This window comes from Pseudarthrobacter sp. TE9888, from assembly GCF_056279345.1.
This window is the reverse complement of the sequence record NZ_JBWBRD010000002.1, coordinates 1,617,616-1,634,421: the sequence shown is the minus strand read 5'-3', so window position 1 is coordinate 1,634,421 and position 16,806 is coordinate 1,617,616. Positions and strand designations below refer to the sequence as shown.

The following is a 16,806-nucleotide window of genomic DNA, read 5'->3' as shown; positions in this document are numbered from 1 at the left end:
CATGAGGACCCTTGGCGTGGACCTGGCGGCGGCCACCAAGAAGACTGCCGTGGCCGTCATCGACTGGACCGAAGACCGGGCCCGGCTGGCCCACCTGGCCCTGGACGTGGACGACGAGGAGATCGTGGAGCTGTTCGGCAGCTGCGACATGACCGGCGTCGACTGCCCCGTGGGCTGGCCGGACGCCTTGATCCCGTTCCTCACCGGCCACCTCAACTTCGACGCCGCGCCCGTCCTGGAACATGACGGCATCGCGGGCCGGCGGCTTCTTGCGTACCGGGACACGGACCGGTTCTGCACCGCCCGGACCGGCCTGATTCCGCTGAGCGTTTCCGCGGACCGGCTGGCGCACCCTGCCATGCGCTGCGCGGTGATCCAGGCAAAGATCGCGGCGGTGTACGGGCCTCAGCTCCGGGACGGCTCGGGCCGGCTTGCCGAGGTGTACCCGGCGGCATCACTGAAGATCTGGGGCCTCAACGGCCGGGGTTACAAGGGCCGCGGCATCCCCGAAGCCGAACGCCTGGGCCTCCTGCTGGCGGCCCTCGAGGAGCAGGCCCCGTGGCTGGACCTCGGCGCGCACCGGGACCGGATTACCGCTTCGGACGACCTGTTCGACGCCGTCATCGCCTCGCTGACCGCCCGGGCCACAGCCCGCCGTCGGACGATCCTGCCCGATGATGCCCACGCGGAAGCTGCCCGCAGCGAAGGCTGGATCCACCTGCCCTCCTGCACGCTGGACGACCTCCCGCTCTAGGTGTAATTCCCAGGGACGTTGTGAACAGCGTGGCGTGATGTAAAGGGCGAGGGCCTCCGGTATCGATTTGGGTTACCACACTCATCTCGACGCCAGGAGGCCCTCGTGTCCTACGTTACCCACGCCAACGCCGACCTCACACCTAAGGCCAGGGGTAAGCTCGCCCGCTTAGTCATCGAGCAGGGCTGGACGTTGCGCCGAGCTGCAGAGCGTTTCCAGTGCTCGCCCGCCACCGCAAAGAAATGGGTGGACCGGTACGTCGCCCGGGGTGAGGACGGCATGGCTGACGCGTCCTCCCGCCCGCGGCGGAGCCCGAACCGCACACCCATACGCACCGAACGGCGGATCCTCGCGCTGCGTTTCACCCGGCAGTGGGGACCGCACCGGATTGCGGCCCACCTGGGCGTGGCCCGCTCGACCGTAGGCAAGGTCCTGGCCCGATACCGGATGCCCCGGCTGGCCTGCCTGGACCAAGGCACCGGGCTGCCCGTCCGGAAGCCTGCACCGCAGCGCTACGAACACAACAACGCCGGAGACCTGGTCCACGTGGACATCAAGAAACTCGGGCGCATCCCCGATGGCGGCGGGCACCGCGCCCTGGGCCGGGCGCTGGGCCGTAGGAACCGAAGGGCCGGTACCGGGTACGCGTACCTGCACCACGCCGTCGATGACCACTCACGGCTCGCGTACTCGGAAATCCTCGGCGACGAAAAGAAGGAAACCGCCGCCGCTTTCTGGGTCCGCGCGGCGGCGTTCTTCGCCGCGCACGGCATCACCGTCAAAGCCGTACTGACCGATAACGGATCCTGCTACCGCTCCCGGGCCTTCGCAGCAGCCCTGGGCCCACACCTCAAGCATCGGCGGACCCGCCCCTACCGGCCGCAGACCAACGGCAAGGTAGAACGCTTCAACCGCACTCTCGCTACGGAATGGGCCTACGCCCGGCCCTACACTTCAGAAGCCGAACGCGCCGCCACCTACGACCAGTGGCTCCACCACTACAATCACCACAGAACCCATACCGGCATCGGAGGCAAAACCCCCATCAGCCGCGTTCACAACCTCAGTGGGAATTACACCTAGGGCGTCAGCCGCCCAGCTTCCAGTTGCGGATCTCCTCCGGGTCCTCGCCGTGGGTGCGGGTGTGCTCCCGGGCGCGGTTCCGCCGGTCCTGCAGGTCCTGGCGCAGGAGCGCCTGCGTCCCGGCGAGCCCGGGCACCCGGTCAATCGCGTCGATGGCCAGGGTGAAGCGGTCGATCCCGTTCAGCATGGCCATGTCGAACGGGGTGGTGGTGGTGCCCTCCTCCTTGTAGCCGTGCACGTGCAGGCCCTGCTGGTTGGTGCGGCGGTAGGCCAGCCGGTGGATCAGCGCCGGGTAGCCGTGGTAGGCGAAGATGACGGGTTTGTCGGCGGTGAAGATTCCGTCGAAGTCAGGGGCCGGCAGGCCGTGCGGGTGCTCGCTGTCGTCCTGCAGCCGCATCAGGTCAACCACGTTCACCACGCGCACTTTGAGCCCGGGGGCCCCTTCGCGGAGCAGTTCGGCGGCTGCCACCGTTTCCACCGTGGGGACGTCGCCCGCGCAGGCCAGAACGACGTCGGGCTCCTCGCCGGGGACTTCCGAGCCGGCAAACGTCCAGATACCCAGGCCGCGCCGGCAGTGGTTGGCGGCATCGGCCGGGCCCAGCCAGGTGGGCGAGGGCTGCTTGCCGCTGACCACGATGTTCACGTAGTCCGTGGACGCCAGGCAATGCTCCATGACCGACAGCAGGGTGTTGGCATCCGGCGGCAGGTACACCCGGATGATTTCGGCCTTCTTGTTCACCGCATGGTCGATGAACCCCGGGTCCTGGTGCGAGAACCCATTGTGGTCCTGCTGCCACACATGCGAGGACAGCAGGTAGTTCAGCGACGGAACCGGCTGGCGCCACTGCAGTGTGCGGTGCACCTTGAGCCACTTGGCATGCTGGTTGAACATCGAATCGACAATGTGGACGAACGCCTCGTAGCAGTTGAACACCCCATGCCGGCCCGTGAGGAGGTAGCCCTCAAGCCAGCCCTGGCACAGGTGCTCGCTCAGCACCTCCATCACCCGGCCGGACCGCGCCAGGTGTTCGTCGACGTCGTCAATCCGGTACTGCCACACCTTGTCGGTGACCTCGTAGACGTTCTGCAGCCGGTTGGACGCCGTCTCATCGGGGCCGAAGAGCCGGAAATTCTCCATGTTCTGCGCGATGACGTCCCGCATCCAGGAGCCGAGCGTGACCATGGGGCTCACGCGGTCGGTGCCCGGGCTGGGCACGTCGACGGCGTGGCCCTGGTACGCGGGCAGTTTGAGCGCACGCCGCAGCAGTCCGCCGTTGGCGTGCGGTGTTGCGCTCATGCGGAAGTCGCCGGTGGGTGCGCCCTTGGCGACGTCGGGCCGGAGCCTTCCCTCGGCGTCGAACAGTTCGCTTGGACGGTACGACTCCAGCCACTCCTCCAGCTGCTTCAGGTGTTCTCCATTGGTGCGGACCTCCGACAGCGGCACCTGGTGGGCACGCCACGTCCCTTCCACCTGGAGGCCGTCCACGGTGCGCGGCCCGGTCCAGCCCTTCGGCGAGCGCAGGACGATCATGGGCCAGCGGTGCCCGCCCTCCCCCTCCTTTTCGGCGTCCGGATCCTGCCGGTGGGCGTCTTGGATGGCCTTGATATCGGCCAGGCACCGGTCCAGCACGGCGGCGAAGTCCCGGTGTGCCTGCTCCGTGTTGTCCGGATCCTGCACGGTGACGAAGTAGGGCTCGTGGCCGTAGCCGCGCAGCAGCTGCTCCAGCTGGTCCTGCGGCATCCGGGCCAGGACTGTGGGGTTGGCGATCTTGTAGCCGTTCAGGTGCAGGATGGGCAGCACCGCGCCGTCCGCCGCGGGGTCCAGGAAGTTGTGCGAGTGCCAGCTGGCGGCCAGCGGACCGGTCTCAGCCTCGCCGTCACCGATGACGACGGCGGTCACCAGCTGGGGGTTGTCAAAGACGGATCCGTAGGCGTGGGCCAGGGAGTACCCGAGTTCACCGCCCTCGCTGATGGAGCCGGGGCTTTCGGGAGCCGCGTGGCTGGGAATGCCGCCCGGGTAGGAGAATTGCCGGAACAGTTCGGCCAGCCCGGCCTCGTCGTTGCCCACGTGGGCATAGATTTCCGAGTAGGTGCCCTCCAGCCAGGCGTTGGCGACGACAGCGGGGCCGCCATGGCCGGGACCGGCAACGAAGAGCATCTCCAGGTTGTCGCGGCGGATGACGCGGTTCAGGTGCGCGTAGACGAAGTTGAGTCCGGGGGTGGTGCCCCAGTGGCCCAGCAGGCGGGATTTGGTGTCCTCAGCCTGCAGGGGTTCGCGCAGCAACGGGTTGGAGCGGAGGTAGATCTGGCCTACCGAGAGGTAGTTGGCGGCACGCCACCAGCGGTCAACGAGCTCCAGTTCCCCCTGCTCGATGCCTTCCTGCTGCACGTCGTCCTGCTGCATGGTGTCCTGCATTCCATCGTGCCCAGCGCTGCCGGCCATAACCATCCTCACCTCGGGTGTGCCGCTGCAGGCGGCTGTTTCCCCATCGCAACAGATGGAGGGGCCGGGTGGCAACCCCCGCCGCCGGACCTTGCCTTTGGCGCCTTGGGCACCTGTAGGGTACTAAGCAAGCTTAGCTTTCGCTGAGGCGGGAGCTGGGACCATCAATTGTGGGGAGATCGAGACATGCCAGCCGAAGACGACGTTGTAATTCCCGGGGTTCCGTCCAGCGAGCCGCCGGCGCTCGAGGAGCCCACCAGCCCGCAGGAGCCGTTGCCGCCCAAACCGGACCAGCGCGGGCCCGAGGCCGTGTCCCCCACGGGCAGCCCAACCGGCGCGCCGGCCACCGCCCGCGCCCAGTCCGGCCAGTACCTGACCACGGCCCAGGGCCTGCGGCTGCAGGATACGGACCATTCCCTGAAGGCCGGTGCGCGCGGCCCCATCCTGCTGCAGGACCACCACCTGCGCGAGAAGATCACCCACTTTGACCACGAACGGATCCCGGAGCGCGTTGTCCACGCACGCGGCGCGGGCGCGCACGGGGTGTTCCGGTCCTACGGCACGGCGTCGAAGGTAACGCGCGCCGGTTTCCTTGCCGCGGACGTCGAAACGCCCGTGTTTGTTCGGTTCTCCACGGTGCTTGGCTCCCGTGGGTCAGCCGACGCCGTCAGGGACACCCGCGGGTTCTCCACCAAGTTCTACACCGATGAGGGCACCTACGACCTCGTGGGCAACAACATTCCGGTGTTCTTCATCCAGGACGGCATCAAGTTCCCGGACGTGGTGCACGCGGCCAAGCCCCATCCGGACCGCGAGATTCCCCAGGCCCAGAGCGCGCACGACACCTTCTGGGACTTCGTGTCGCTCCACACCGAGGCGCAGGCCCACACCCTGTGGAACATGTCGGACCGCGGCATCCCCCGCTCCTACCGGACCATGGAAGGCTTCGGCGTCCACACGTTCAGGCTCATCAACGCGGCCGGCGACACCACCCTGGTCAAGTTCCACTGGAAGCCCAAGCAAGGCGTGCACTCGCTGGTCTGGGAGGAAGCCCAGATCATCAACGGCATGGACCCGGACTTCCACCGGCGGGACCTGGCGGACGCCATCGAGGCCGGCGCCTACCCGGAGTGGGAACTGGGAATCCAGACCTTCCCGGACACGGAAGACCAGATGTTCCAGGGAATCGACCTTCTGGATCCCACCAAGTTCGTCCCCGAGGAACTGGCGCCGGTGCAGCCCATCGGGCTCATGACCCTTAACGCGAACCCCACCAACTACTTCGCGGAAACCGAGCAGGTGGCCTTCCACCCGGGGCATCTGATGCCGGGCATCGACGTCACCAATGACCCGCTGCTGCAGGTCCGCCTGTTTTCCTACCTGGACACCCAGATCTCGCGGCTGGGCGGGCCCAATTTCGCGCAGATCCCGATCAACCGGCCGCACGCCCCCGTCAACGACATGCTGCGCGATGGCATGCACCAGACGGCGGTCCATGGCGGTGCCGCGCCGTACCGGCCCAATTCGCTGGATGGCGGATGCCCGTTCCTGGCGGGACAGGACATGGGGGCATTCGTGGACGTGCCCCTGGCGGTTGCGGAATCCATCAAGGAACGGCGCAACCCGGCATCCTTCGATGACCACTACAGCCAGGCCCGGTTGTTCTTCCGCAGCCTGAGCTCCGTGGAACAGGACCACGTGATCCAGGCCTACACGTTCGAGCTCGGCAAGTGCTACGAGAGCGCCGTCCGAGAACGCCAGCTCCAGGCCCTGGCCAACATTGACGCCGCGCTGTGCGCCGCCGTCGCCGCGGGCCTCGGCATGCCGGCCCCGGAGGCCACCGAGCAGGTGCCGGACCGGGATCCCAGCCCTTCCGTGTCCCAGGTGGGTGGGACCTGGCCGGTTGCCGGGCGCGTGGTGGGCATCGTCGCCGACGCTTCCAGCGACCTTGCGGAGGTGGAGGCCGCCCGCAAGGCGCTCGACGCCGAAGGCATGGTCCCGCTGGTCATCGCACCCAACGGGGGCGTGCTTTCCTCCGACGGGTTGTCGGTGACGGTGCAGCGGACCTTCCTCACGGCACGGTCCACCGAGTTCGACGCCCTCATCGTGGCCGGGGGCAAGCAGCCCGCGCCCGATGCGTCCGCGGGGCGTGATGCTAAGGCGGGAGAGCCGGCTGACGGACTGGATCCGCGGGTGGCTCTCATGCTGTCCGAGGCCTACCGCCATGCCAAGGCCATCGCCGCCTGGGGCTCCGGCTCGGCCGTCCTGGAAGCGGCCGGCATCCAGGAAGGGGCGGCAGGTGTCGTGGCCGGCAGCGATGCGGCTTCGGTGACCGCCACGGTTTCCGGGCTCGTCGCCGCGCACCGCGCCTGGGACCGTTTCCCGGCCGCCGGCGCCGCAGCAGTACAGGACGGCTGATCAAGCCGCGTTAACCTACAGGTCCGTTTGCAGGTCCACCGTTGGGGGTCCGCGTCAACGCGATGCGGACCCGCAGCCGGGCGGGGCCCGGAACCGGGACGGCCGGTACCGGGCAGGCGGTCCGGGCAAAACCACCGGTTTCGCAATTACTACTTCCGGGTAGTGTGGACCCAGAATGTTCACCCTCACCATCAACCAGACGGACAGCCGGCGCGACGGCGACCAGGTGCCGCAGCTGCTCAAGGCGCTGCGGCATATCCCCGCGCGCCTGGATTTCGACCGGTCAGTGGAGGACGAGGTCCAGGGCATTGTCGACTGCCCGCACCAGGCCGTGGAGGCCGCACTGATCGCCCTGCGGAGCGGGCACTGGTTCGTGGGGATCGGCGCAGGGCCGGTGAACGAGCCGTTGCCCAACCAGATCAAGGACGCCTCCGGCCACGGGCTGGTCTATGCCCGCCAAGCGGTGGACCGGCTCCGCAGCAGCAAGGAACGGGTACCGGTTGCCGTGGAGGGTCCGCTGGCGGATGTTGCCCACGACGCCGAAGCGATCCTGCGGCTGCTGGGCCATATCGTGCGGGAGCGGTCCGGCGCGGAATGGCGCGTGCTGGACCTGCTGACCCCGGGAGTCCGCGGCCAGCAGAAGGCCGTGGCGCAGGAACTCGGGATCACCACCCAGGCGGTCAGCAAAGCCGTCGCGCGGGCGCAGTGGAACGAAGAACATGCCGCCCGGCCCGCAGCTGCCCGGTTACTGGCGCTGGTCCTCGCGGTGGACTGACTGCCGGCGGGTTGACCGCCTGGGCCGCGTCCCGCCGTCGTAATGACTGCCAGGGCTCTTCCGGGCCTTAGCTGGCCGTGGCGGCCAGGACCGGCTCGCCGTTGAAGTACTCCAGCTTCCAGCCGTCCACCGCGTGGTGGTGGGCCAGATTGAGGGCCGCGTTGTCCACGCTGGCCAGGGTCTGGCCGATGGCGCGGCTGAGGCTGACGCGCAGCAAGGTGCCGTGGGTGACCACCAGGACGCGCTGGCCGCGGTACTCCTCCGCCAGCGCTTCCAGGGCTGCGAGGCCGCGGTCCGCGGCTTCATCTTCGCTCTCGGCGCCCTTGAACCCGCCGGGTACGCGCAGCGCCTCCAGTTCGGGACCGGCCTGCATTCCCTCGGCCGGCCCGAAGCTGCGTTCGGTGAGCCCAGGGACGCGCCGGGAAACCGTCAGCCCGAGCCCTTCTGCGATCAGGTCCGCGGTCTCGGCGGCGCGGCTCAGCGGCGAGGAGACGATGGCGTCCCATTCGTATGGAGCAAGGATGGCGACGGCGTCCCGCGCCTGGCCGCGTCCGACGTCGTTCAGGGGGATGTCGGTCGCCCCCTGCAGCCGGCGCTCGGCATTCCAGTCGGTCTGGCCATGGCGGACGAGGGCGAACGTCGTAAGGGTCATGCCTCTATTCTGCCTTGGCTCCAGGCCCGCACCGGAATCGCGGCAGCGGACAGTGCCTTCAGCGCCTTAGAGGAGGCTGCGCAGCACGTGGGCGGCACCGTCGTCGTGCACTGAGTGGGTGACTTCGTCCGCCGCAGCGACCACTTCCGCCGGGGCCTGCCCCATGGCAACGCCGCGGCCGGCCCACGTGAGCATTTCGATGTCGTTCCGGCCGTCACCCACCGCAACCGTCAGGTGCTCTTCAAAGCCAAGCCGGAGCCGGAGGTTTTCCAGGGCGCTGGCCTTGGTGACTCCCGCTGCGGCGATGTCCAGCCAGGCCGTCCAGCCCACCGAGTAGGTCACCCCCGCGAGGCCTACGTGGTTGATGGCCTCGTTGAACTCTTCGGGCGTGTTCTCGGTGCTGAACACCACCACGCGGACGGCGGTAGCCTCCAGCATGGTCTGGAAGTCAACGCCCACCGCCTCAACCCCGAAGCTGGCATCCTGGAACCGCTCGGTGGAGAGGAACCTGCCGTCGGCGTCCTCAAGCGCATACTTTGCGGAGGGAAGCCGTTTGCGCAGGGCACGCAAGGCAGGTCCCGGATCAAACGTGGCCTTGTGGATCACCTCGTAGCCGTTTTCCAGTTCGGGGTGCAGCCGAAGGGTCACCCCGCCGTTGCAGCACACGGCGTACCCGCGCTCGATCCCGATCTTTTCGATGATGGGAAGCGTTGCGTTCAGTGAGCGGCCGGTGGCGATCATCACCTCGTGCCCGGCGGCCACCACGGCCTGCGCCGCTTCCCGTACGCCAAGGGACATGTGGCCGTCGTGGTTTACCAGCGTGCCGTCCACGTCCAGGGCGACCATGAACTTCTGGTCCACCTCAGCGAAGCCGATGCTGTTGCGGTTGTAGTCTCGATTGTTGTCTCGCCGGTCATCGTTGCCGGCGACTGAGGTTTCAGTCAGCGTTGTCATTCACACAGTGAAGCAGACGCAACTGGCACGCGCTAGGACGCGGACCACAGGTTTATTGAACTGTTGGTTAACACGGCGGATTTCCACACTCACGGTGCACCGGCTCACGGTGCACCGGCCAACGGACACTGCACCTCCGCACACGCGGGTGTACCGTCCGCCTCGCGGTGCGAACTCCCGACGCCGGTTATCCACATGCACCCGCCGGGCCCTTCAGCCACCAATCACGCTCCAGCGACGATGAATAGCATGCAGCTGATTTCCGCCCTGGACCTGCGCCGCACCACCGGGGACACCCGGTCACTCAGCAGGCGCTATGCGAAGGGTGAACTTGTCCGTGTTCGCAAGGGTGTTTACGCCGCGAAGGATGAATGGGTGTCGCTGGCTCCTTGGGAAAGGTACCTCCAAACGGTCCGGGCCGTGCACCTGGAACTGCCACAATCCACGTTCTGCCTGAATACGGCCGCCGTCCTGTGGGACTTGGAACTCCTTGCTGTGCCCGGATATGTTCACTTGTCCGGGGCATCCAGGGGCCACACCGGCCGCAGCCAGCCAACAACCTCCGCGGCCCCCGACAGATCCGGGCGAACCGGAATCACCCACCTCACCGCTTACGGCATCCACAGGCATCGCGGGGATGCCGCGTCGGTCCGGCGCGGTGGTCTGCTGGTCACTCCGCTGCCCGATACCGTCATAAGTGTCCTGGCTAGGGAAAGCTTCGCGGCAGGAGTCGTCCTGGCGGACCACGTAATCGGCAACCGCCGCCATTCCGGACCTCCGATCAGCGAGGCCGAACTGTTCCAGGCGGCTTTCGAGCTTCCGTCGGCCGCGCGCCGAAACTGGGTGGCACAGGTGCTTAGCTTCGCCTCGCCCCATTCAGAGTCAGCAGGAGAATCCCTCAGCCGCGCACAGATGCATCTTCTCGGCTTTCCGGCCCCCATGCTCCAGGCAAAGTTCCGGCAGGGAGGTTTGCTGCTCGCCCGGACTGATTTCTACTGGCCGCGGTACCGGTTGATCGGCGAGTTCGACGGCGACTCGAAGTACCTGAGCGACGACTACCTGGGCACCCGGACGGCGCGGCAAGCGGTGTTGGCGGAGAAGAAACGCGAGGACAGGCTCCGGGCGGCGGGTTTCCGGGTTGTCAGGTGGGACTGGGCCACGGCCTCCGACCCTTCCCGCCTTACGGCGTGCCTCCGCCAGGCGGGCCTGCCGAATACCCTCACCAAACCGTCCAGCACCCGCTAACGGAAAGTGCACCCCCGCGCTAGGGGGTGCAATGTCCGTTTGAGGGTGCGTTGTCCAGGTGCGGGTGCACCAGAGGGCAAGAACCCCTAGAGGACCGGGAGGACCTCGAGGCCGCCCAGGTACTTCTGCAGGGCCTTCGGCACGTTCACGGAGCCGTCCGCGTTCTGGTGGTGCTCCAGCAGCGCCACGATCCAGCGGGTGGTGGCCAGGGTGCCGTTCAGGGTGGCCACGGCACGGGTGCCCTTGGCTGCGCCCTCCGAATTCACCACCCGCTCGCGGATGTTCAGGCGCCGGGCCTGGAACGTGGTGCAGTTGGAGGTGGAGGTCAGCTCGCGGTAGGCGTTCTGCGTGGGGACCCAGGCTTCGCAGTCGTACTTGCGGGCCGCGGAGGTGCCGAGGTCACCGGCGGCCGTGTCGATCACCCGGTACGGCAGCTCGCACTTGGCCAGCATTTCCTCTTCCCAGGCCAGGAGGCGCTGGTGCTCGGCGGCGGCCTCTTCAACGGTGGTGTAGATGAACATCTCCACCTTGTTGAACTGGTGCACGCGGATGATGCCGCGGGTGTCCTTGCCGTGGGATCCGGCCTCGCGGCGGTAGCAGGAACTCTGGCCCGCGTAGCGGATAGGACCGGCGGAGAAGTCCAGGATCTCGTCAGCGTGGTACCCGGCCAGCGCCACCTCAGAGGTGCCCACCAGGTAAAGGTCGTCTTCGGCAAGACGGTAGATCTCGGCGTCGTGCTTTACATCGAAGCCGGTGCCCTGCATCGTCTCGGGGCGCACCAGGGTGGGGGTGATCATGGGGACGAAGCCGGCCTGGATGGCCTGGTCCATGGCCATCTGCAGCAGTGCCATCTCCAGCCGGGCACCCACGCCGCGCAGGAAGTAGAAGCGCGCGCCGGAGACCTTGGCGCCGCGTTCCATGTCGATGGCGCCGATCAGCTCGCCGATCTCCAGGTGGTCCTTCGGCTCGAAGTCGGGGAATTCACGCGGGGTGCCAACGGTCTTGACCACCACGTAGTCGTCCTCGCCGCCTTCGGGAACGCCGTCCTCCACCAGGTTGGGGATGGTGCGCAGCAGTTCTTCCTGCTTGGTCTGGGCGGCGTCGGCTTCCGCGGAAGCGGCTTTGACCGAATTGGCCAGTTCCTTGACCTCGGCCAGCAGGGCCTGCTTCTCCTCGCCCTTGGCCTTCGCCACCTTCTTGCCGAACACGTTCTGCTCCGCGCGGAGGTTCTCGAAGCGGAGCAGGGCGGCACGGCGGGCGGAATCCGCGGAGATGATCGCGTCCACCACTGATTCGTCCGCGCCGCGGGCGCGCTGGCTGGCACGGAACTTGTCCGGGTTTTCGCTGAGGTCTTTTACGTCGATCACCAGACAAGGGTATCCAATTCACTGCACGACGGCGGGCGCGCGGCTCCGTGCCGCGGCCCGCCTTGCGCCGGGCTACTGTTGAAGCACCATGAGCGACTGGATTCTCTACCTGCTGATTGCGGTGGCGCTTGCCTTCGCCACCTCCAGCTGGTGGGGGGTGCGCCGCCTCAAGGCACTGCATGTGCGCAGCGCCGTGGCCGGGGAAGCCTACGACTCAGGACTGGCGCGGCAGCGGGTTGCGGTGGTCCTGAACCCCATCAAGGCGCGGGCCGACGAAGCCAGGGGAATGATCCACAGGGCATGCCTGGCGGCAGGGTGGGAAGAGCCAGTCTTTTTCGAGACGACGGCGGAGGATCCCGGATTTTCGCAGATGCAGGCCGCGTTGGCGGGAAAGCCCGACGTCGTCCTGGTGGGCGGCGGCGACGGCACCGTCCGTGTGGTGGCTGAGGCCCTCGCGAACACCGGCGTTGCCATGGGCCTGATTCCGCTGGGCACAGGAAATCTCCTGGCCCGGAACGTGGACCTGGACGTGAACGATCTCCACGCCAATGTCCAGACCGCGCTTTTCGGGCGGCAGCGGTACATTGACACTGCCCGGATGGCCATTGAGAACTCCCGCACGGGCCACTATTCGGAGCACGTCTTCCTGGTGATCGCCGGTATCGGCATGGACGCCGAAGTCCTGGCCGATACCAACGCCGGCCTGAAGAAAGCCGTGGGCTGGCTGGCCTACACGGAGGCGGGAGTGCGCCACCTGCCGGGCCGGCGGAAGAAGGTCTCGATCACCCTGGATGACAGCCCGGAGCAGGTAAGGAACATCCGCAGCGTGCTGTTCGCCAACTGCGGCCTGGTCCCCGGCGGCATTGACTTCATCCCGCAGGCCATGATCGACGACGGGAAGCTGGACGTCGTCGTGATGAGCCCCCGCAGCGCCCTGGGGTGGCTGCTGATGTACGTGAAGATCATGTTCAAGCACAGTGGAAAGTTGCCCATCATGACCGTGTACCGGTCAGTCAAGGTGGTCATTAAGTGCCCCGAACCGATGCCCACGCAGCTCGATGGCGACACCGCGGGGGAAGCCACTCAGCTTACGGTCGGGGTGGAGCCCCGGTCACTCCTGGTCAGGGTCAGGGGGCTGGAGCGGGGCGGCGGCCCGGCGCACGGCAGCACGCGCGTGGCGCGCTAACGGGCATCAGGATCCGGACTTCTTCCCTGCATCAGCAGCAGCTTTCGCGTCCGCGTGAGCTTGTTTGGCAGCAGCGTGGGCTTCGGATTGCTCGCGGATCATGGCCTGCTCCTCTTCAAAGCGCAGGCGGTCAGCGCGGTCGGCGTCGTCCCCGTCCCAGTCCTGGTTGTCTCCGGTCGGCTTGGGGTTGACGATCATCCCCTGGCCGTCATTGTCAGTGCTGCTGGTCATGACCCGCTCCCTTCGTCAGGGGCCATACCCCGTGTGGATCAAGCAAGCATACGCACAGTCCACAGTCCGCGGAAGTATTTCCATGGGCATTTGCCTACGCTTTGGGCGAAGCCCCGGAACCGCTTTCACCTGCGGCGGATTCCTCGGCGAGGACGGATTCCACCCATGTGCGGGCGGCGGCGAAGGCCGCGTCGGAGGTGTGGGCCGGAACCCGCGTGGCGTGCCGGTCGGCCCTGGCGTAGGAGCCCAGGAAGCGGGTGCCGGGACTGATGCGGTGCAGCCCCGCCAGTGCATCGGCCACCCTGGCCTCGCGGGTATGGCCGTCGGCGTCGATGCTGAAGAAGTAGTGGCCCAGGTACTGTCCGGTGGGCCGTGATTCGATCCTGCTAAGGTTGACGCCGCGGCTGGCGAACTGGTCAAGGATCTCCATCAGGGCGCCGGGGCGGTCCTCCGGCAGGGGAACCACAACGGTGGTCTTGTCCGCTCCGGTGCGTTCCGGCAGCGGAGCCGGCCGGCTGATCAGGATGAAGCGCGTCACTGCGCCGGGGTTGTCGCCAATGTCTTCCGCCAGGACAGACAACCCTCCATGCTCCCTGGCCACGAGCGGCGCGCAGATGGCCGCATCGTACGGGCAGTCCGCATCCAGCAGCCCCAGGGCAGCAGCGGCCGTCGACGATCCGGGGACATATTCCGCACCAGGTATGTTCCTGTCCATCCACAACCGGCATTGCGCCCACGCGTGGCCGTGCGTGGAGACACGGCGAACGTCCTCCAGCCGCACGCCGGGGCGGGCAGCCAGGACGAAGCTGATGGGAACCAGGACCTCGCGGATGATCCGCAGTTCCGGGCCGGTGGCAATGGCATCCAGCGTGGCAGTCACGCCGCCCTCCACCGAGTTTTCGATGGGGACCATGGCAGCGTCAGCGGTTCCCCCGCGTACTTTGTCCAGGGCGGCATTGACGTTCGACGCCGGCATCCGGACCGCCTCGCGGGCGCCGGGAACCAGCAACAGGGCAGCCTCGGTGAAGGTGCCTTCCGGGCCGAGGAAGGTATAGGTATAGGGCACTAAAGCACCAGGGGCTTGAGTCCGTTGTCCGAGACCAGGGGCTTACCGGATTCCAGCCACTGGTCCATGCCGCCGGAAACGTTGATGGCGGTATACCCCTGGCCGGTGAGCCACTGGGCCACGCGGAAGGAGCGGCCACCCGTGCGGCAAATGACGTAGACGTCCTCGTCCGGGTCGAGTTCACCCAGCCGGGCCGGGATCTGGTCCATGGGAATGTGGACTGCACCCTCGGCGTGGCCGGCAACCCACTCGTAGTCCTCCCGGACGTCCAGGATCACGGCGTCGGCGGGGACGTCATGGACGGGGACGGTATCGAAATCGCTCATCGGAGTCCTGTCTTGGCGGATCTGGTGGATCAAAGTCAGGTTTAAGCCTAGCCCTTCCGGCTCCCTGCACCCGGAACACATCCAGAAATAGGGGCGGGTTAGGCTGGTCAAGGCCCAGGAGGTTTCCATGTCCCAGCAGTTGACCGCCCTTCCCGCACCACCCGGTGGTGCCTGCGCGAACGCCGGGCCCCGGCCGGCAGGCCGCCGTGCCTGAACTCCACGAACTTTCAGCGCTGGCGCTGCGGGACCTCCTGCACAGCGGAGCCGTGTCCGCCGCCGAGGCCACCACCCACTTCCTGGAACGGATTGGACGGGAAAACCCACTGCTGGGTGCCTTCATCACCGTGACGGCGGACCAAGCCCTGGAGCAGGCCGCGGCGGCGGACACCTGCCGCCTTCATTCCGACGCCGGTGACCTGTCGCTGCTGCACGGCATGCCGCTTGCCTTCAAGGACCTCACGGACGTGGCGGGGGTAGTGACCACGCACGGCAGCGCCGCCCTGGACCACAAACCAGCCCCCGCCGACGCTCCCCTGGTGTCCCTTTTCAAGGACGCCGGCGTGGTTTCGCTGGGCAAGACCCAGGTGCCCGAATTCGGACTGACGGCCTACAGCGAAAACCGCATCGCACCGCCGTCGCGCAATCCGTACGCACCCGGCCGGAGCTCGGGCGGTTCGTCCGGCGGCAGCGCAGCCGCCGTGGCGGCAGGGCTGCTGCCCTTCGGTCCCGGGACCGACGGCGGCGGATCGGTCCGCATCCCGGCCGCCGCGTGCGGGCTGGTGGGGCTCAAGCCGGGCCGGGGCCTGGTGGCGGCGGGGGAAAGCGCCGGTGACCCTGCACGGTTGGTGACACCGGGACCCCTGGCCCGGAGCGCAGAGGATGCCGCACTGATGATGGACGTCCTGGCCCCGGGGAACCAATACCTCGAGGCAGTCCGGCAGGAGCCGCCGCGGCTAAGGATCGGCATCACGCTGGACAGTCCCTGGTCCGGCACCTTTCCGTTCACGCCCGACCCGGAAGCCCTGGACGCGCTCCGGGCCGGCGAATCCCTCCTGGAACATGCCGGCCATACGCTTGGTGACGCGGGCGTCCGCTACGACAACCGGTACCCGGACGCCTTCACCACAGCCTGGACCGCCGGAGTGGGCGCCGCCCGGATCAGCCCATTCCGGGAAGCGCTGCTGGCGCCCCTGACCCGAACCTTCCGCCGGCGCGCGCAGCAGCGCAGCCCCGCCAAACTTGCCGAGGCGCTGGCGTTCCTGCGGCAGTTCCAGCACGACACCGAGGCGCAGTACCGGCAGTGGGACCTGATGTTGATGCCCGCGCTGGCGCAGACGCCCCGGCCGGTGGGCTGGTTCACCGGCACCGCGCACGGCAGCGACCGCTGGCCGTCGGCACATTGGCCCGGGGACGCCGACGGCGACTACCGCAAGCAGTGCGAATACGCACCCTGGTCCTCGATGGTGAATGTGTGCGGGCTGCCGGCCATCACCATCCCCGTGCATTGGACCGGTGGCGCCCACGGGAGCGGACTTCCGATGGGAATCCAGCTGGTGGGCCCCATGGGTTCCGAGGCCCTTCTCCTCCAGGTGGCGCGCCAGGTGGGGTACTGAGGCAGGGCACTTTGCTGTTGACCTTAACCTAACGGCGGCTTAACCCAGCTGTAACCTGGGCTACCCAGACTGGTAAAGCGCCATTCCGTTTCCTCCACCTACCAAAGCTCCACGAGGAGTTGTCCCGCATGAATGCTGAACACAGCGCAACCGACTCCGAAACTTACACAGCGCCCCCCGATGGCCGGCCCGACCTGAGCAACACCAACGTCCGGGAGGACCTCGCCATGGCCGGCCGCTGCGCTCTGGTCCACCTGCCGACGGGCCGGACCTGCCTTCTGCCCCTCCGGCACCAGGGGCCCTGCGAGTTCCACCGTCCGCAGGAGGCACAGGACATCGTAAACGGCGGCTGACACCCCCGCATGGCCTGCCCTGCGGGCTGTAGACCGGGGCCATGGGGCCCATGTTGACTTTCCCTGCGTATCGACTCCCGCGCCATTCAGGAGGACGATTAAAGGACAGTCACCAAGGAGGTCTGTATGTGCTACGCATCGAACAAGGACTTCGGATGGGGCGCCAGGAAAGAACCGACGCGCCGGCCCGAAGCCGAGGCGAAACCGGAAACCCCCGCGGAAACGCCCGGGAAGCCGGCCAAGGAACAGGAATTCACGTTCTGGGCCTTCCCCAACTGGCGCAGGACGCCTGCGCCGCACACGCCCTCCGCCGAGCGGAACAAGGAGAGGGTCTAACGCC

At 67.5% G+C, this 16,806-nt stretch carries 16 protein-coding genes; 9 read left to right on the top strand and 7 right to left on the bottom strand.

Translation table 11 applies throughout. The features are described 5' to 3' along the window. The first annotated feature begins 1 nt into the window (after position 1). Together ACZ9J7_RS08220 and ACZ9J7_RS08215 are read left to right on the top strand one after the other, a co-directional pair. Positions 2-754, top strand: a complete 753-nt coding sequence (locus tag ACZ9J7_RS08220; protein WP_476208514.1) for a DUF429 domain-containing protein — start codon at positions 2-4, stop codon at positions 752-754. A 105-nt stretch (positions 755-859) separates the two neighbouring features. After that, complete coding sequence (locus tag ACZ9J7_RS08215; protein WP_476207363.1) at positions 860-1,837, top strand: IS481 family transposase; 978 nt, start codon at positions 860-862, stop codon at positions 1,835-1,837. Between the two features lie 4 nt (positions 1,838-1,841). Here the strand turns inward: ACZ9J7_RS08215 and ACZ9J7_RS08210 are convergent, their stop codons facing one another. Then, positions 1,842-4,280, bottom strand: coding sequence for a phosphoketolase family protein (locus tag ACZ9J7_RS08210; RefSeq protein ID WP_476208513.1), 2,439 nt, complete (start codon positions 4,278-4,280; stop codon positions 1,842-1,844). Between the two features lie 186 nt (positions 4,281-4,466). Here ACZ9J7_RS08210 and ACZ9J7_RS08205 point away from each other — a divergent pair, with 186 nt between their 5' ends. Beyond that, positions 4,467-6,698 carry a catalase gene (locus ACZ9J7_RS08205; protein WP_476208512.1) on the top strand — a complete coding sequence of 744 codons (2,232 nt, stop codon included), beginning with the start codon at positions 4,467-4,469 and terminating at the stop codon, positions 6,696-6,698. 175 nt (positions 6,699-6,873) lie between these two features. Further along, positions 6,874-7,473, top strand: a complete 600-nt coding sequence (locus ACZ9J7_RS08200; protein WP_476208510.1) for a hypothetical protein — start codon at positions 6,874-6,876, stop codon at positions 7,471-7,473. A gap of 67 nt (positions 7,474-7,540) precedes the next feature. Here ACZ9J7_RS08200 and ACZ9J7_RS08195 read toward each other — a convergent pair whose 3' ends face one another. Beyond that, complete coding sequence (locus ACZ9J7_RS08195; protein WP_476208509.1) at positions 7,541-8,125, bottom strand: histidine phosphatase family protein; 585 nt, start codon at positions 8,123-8,125, stop codon at positions 7,541-7,543. Positions 8,126-8,191: 66 nt separating this feature from the next. Continuing rightward, positions 8,192-9,079: an HAD family hydrolase gene (locus ACZ9J7_RS08190; protein WP_476208507.1), complete on the bottom strand. Its 888-nt coding sequence runs from the start codon at positions 9,077-9,079 to the stop codon at positions 8,192-8,194. A gap of 249 nt (positions 9,080-9,328) precedes the next feature. Between ACZ9J7_RS08190 and ACZ9J7_RS08185 the strand changes: the two genes are divergently transcribed. Further along, positions 9,329-10,324, top strand: a complete 996-nt coding sequence (locus tag ACZ9J7_RS08185; RefSeq protein ID WP_476208505.1) for a hypothetical protein — start codon at positions 9,329-9,331, stop codon at positions 10,322-10,324. Positions 10,325-10,410: 86 nt separating this feature from the next. Here the strand turns inward: ACZ9J7_RS08185 and serS are convergent, their stop codons facing one another. After that, positions 10,411-11,691 (bottom strand): serine--tRNA ligase, encoded by a 1,281-nt coding sequence (gene serS / locus ACZ9J7_RS08180; protein WP_476208503.1) that lies wholly within the window; start codon positions 11,689-11,691, stop codon positions 10,411-10,413. Between the two features lie 88 nt (positions 11,692-11,779). On the opposite strand from serS, the gene ACZ9J7_RS08175 reads away from it, so the two are divergent. Then, positions 11,780-12,877 (top strand): diacylglycerol/lipid kinase family protein, encoded by a 1,098-nt coding sequence (locus tag ACZ9J7_RS08175; RefSeq protein ID WP_476208501.1) that lies wholly within the window; start codon positions 11,780-11,782, stop codon positions 12,875-12,877. Positions 12,878-12,883: 6 nt separating this feature from the next. Here ACZ9J7_RS08175 and ACZ9J7_RS08170 read toward each other — a convergent pair whose 3' ends face one another. From ACZ9J7_RS08170 to ACZ9J7_RS08160, 3 genes are all read right to left on the bottom strand, one after another. Next, entirely contained in the window at positions 12,884-13,108 is a 225-nt protein-coding gene (locus ACZ9J7_RS08170) for a hypothetical protein (RefSeq protein WP_476208500.1), read from the bottom strand. A gap of 94 nt (positions 13,109-13,202) precedes the next feature. After that, positions 13,203-14,174, bottom strand: a complete 972-nt coding sequence (gene pheA, locus ACZ9J7_RS08165) for a prephenate dehydratase (protein WP_476208499.1) — start codon at positions 14,172-14,174, stop codon at positions 13,203-13,205. After that, entirely contained in the window at positions 14,174-14,500 is a 327-nt protein-coding gene (locus ACZ9J7_RS08160) for a rhodanese-like domain-containing protein (protein ID WP_224024197.1), read from the bottom strand. Before ACZ9J7_RS08160 ends, pheA begins: the two co-directional genes overlap by 1 nt. 206 nt (positions 14,501-14,706) lie before the next feature. Here ACZ9J7_RS08160 and ACZ9J7_RS08155 point away from each other — a divergent pair, with 206 nt between their 5' ends. The 3 genes from ACZ9J7_RS08155 (at position 14,707) to ACZ9J7_RS08145 (ending at position 16,802) form a co-directional block, all read left to right on the top strand. Then, positions 14,707-16,113, top strand: a complete 1,407-nt coding sequence (locus tag ACZ9J7_RS08155) for an amidase (RefSeq protein ID WP_476208495.1) — start codon at positions 14,707-14,709, stop codon at positions 16,111-16,113. Between the two features lie 128 nt (positions 16,114-16,241). Beyond that, the gene (locus tag ACZ9J7_RS08150) at positions 16,242-16,466 is read left to right on the top strand and encodes a hypothetical protein (protein ID WP_476208494.1); all 225 of its coding nucleotides are present in this window, start codon (positions 16,242-16,244) and stop codon (positions 16,464-16,466) included. 126 nt (positions 16,467-16,592) lie between these two features. After that, positions 16,593-16,802 (top strand): hypothetical protein, encoded by a 210-nt coding sequence (locus ACZ9J7_RS08145; protein ID WP_476208492.1) that lies wholly within the window; start codon positions 16,593-16,595, stop codon positions 16,800-16,802. The last annotated feature ends 4 nt before the right edge of the window (positions 16,803-16,806 follow it).

Excerpts from the sequence above, each read along its gene's own strand:
- ACZ9J7_RS08210 (WP_476208513.1), bottom strand. The coding sequence starts at position 4,280 with ATGGCCGGCAGCGCTGGGCACGATGGAATGCAGGACACCATGCAGCAG.
- ACZ9J7_RS08185 (WP_476208505.1), top strand. The coding sequence starts at position 9,329 with ATGCAGCTGATTTCCGCCCTGGACCTGCGCCGCACCACCGGGGACACC.
- ACZ9J7_RS08170 (WP_476208500.1), bottom strand. The coding sequence starts at position 13,108 with ATGACCAGCAGCACTGACAATGACGGCCAGGGGATGATCGTCAACCCC.
- ACZ9J7_RS08200 (WP_476208510.1), top strand. The coding sequence starts at position 6,874 with ATGTTCACCCTCACCATCAACCAGACGGACAGCCGGCGCGACGGCGAC.
- ACZ9J7_RS08175 (WP_476208501.1), top strand. The coding sequence starts at position 11,780 with ATGAGCGACTGGATTCTCTACCTGCTGATTGCGGTGGCGCTTGCCTTC.
- ACZ9J7_RS08160 (WP_224024197.1), bottom strand. The coding sequence starts at position 14,500 with ATGAGCGATTTCGATACCGTCCCCGTCCATGACGTCCCCGCCGACGCC.
- ACZ9J7_RS08195 (WP_476208509.1), bottom strand. The coding sequence starts at position 8,125 with ATGACCCTTACGACGTTCGCCCTCGTCCGCCATGGCCAGACCGACTGG.
- ACZ9J7_RS08205 (WP_476208512.1), top strand. The coding sequence starts at position 4,467 with ATGCCAGCCGAAGACGACGTTGTAATTCCCGGGGTTCCGTCCAGCGAG.
- ACZ9J7_RS08220 (WP_476208514.1), top strand. The coding sequence starts at position 2 with ATGAGGACCCTTGGCGTGGACCTGGCGGCGGCCACCAAGAAGACTGCC.
- ACZ9J7_RS08150 (WP_476208494.1), top strand. The coding sequence starts at position 16,242 with ATGAATGCTGAACACAGCGCAACCGACTCCGAAACTTACACAGCGCCC.
- ACZ9J7_RS08190 (WP_476208507.1), bottom strand. The coding sequence starts at position 9,079 with ATGACAACGCTGACTGAAACCTCAGTCGCCGGCAACGATGACCGGCGA.
- ACZ9J7_RS08145 (WP_476208492.1), top strand. The coding sequence starts at position 16,593 with ATGTGCTACGCATCGAACAAGGACTTCGGATGGGGCGCCAGGAAAGAA.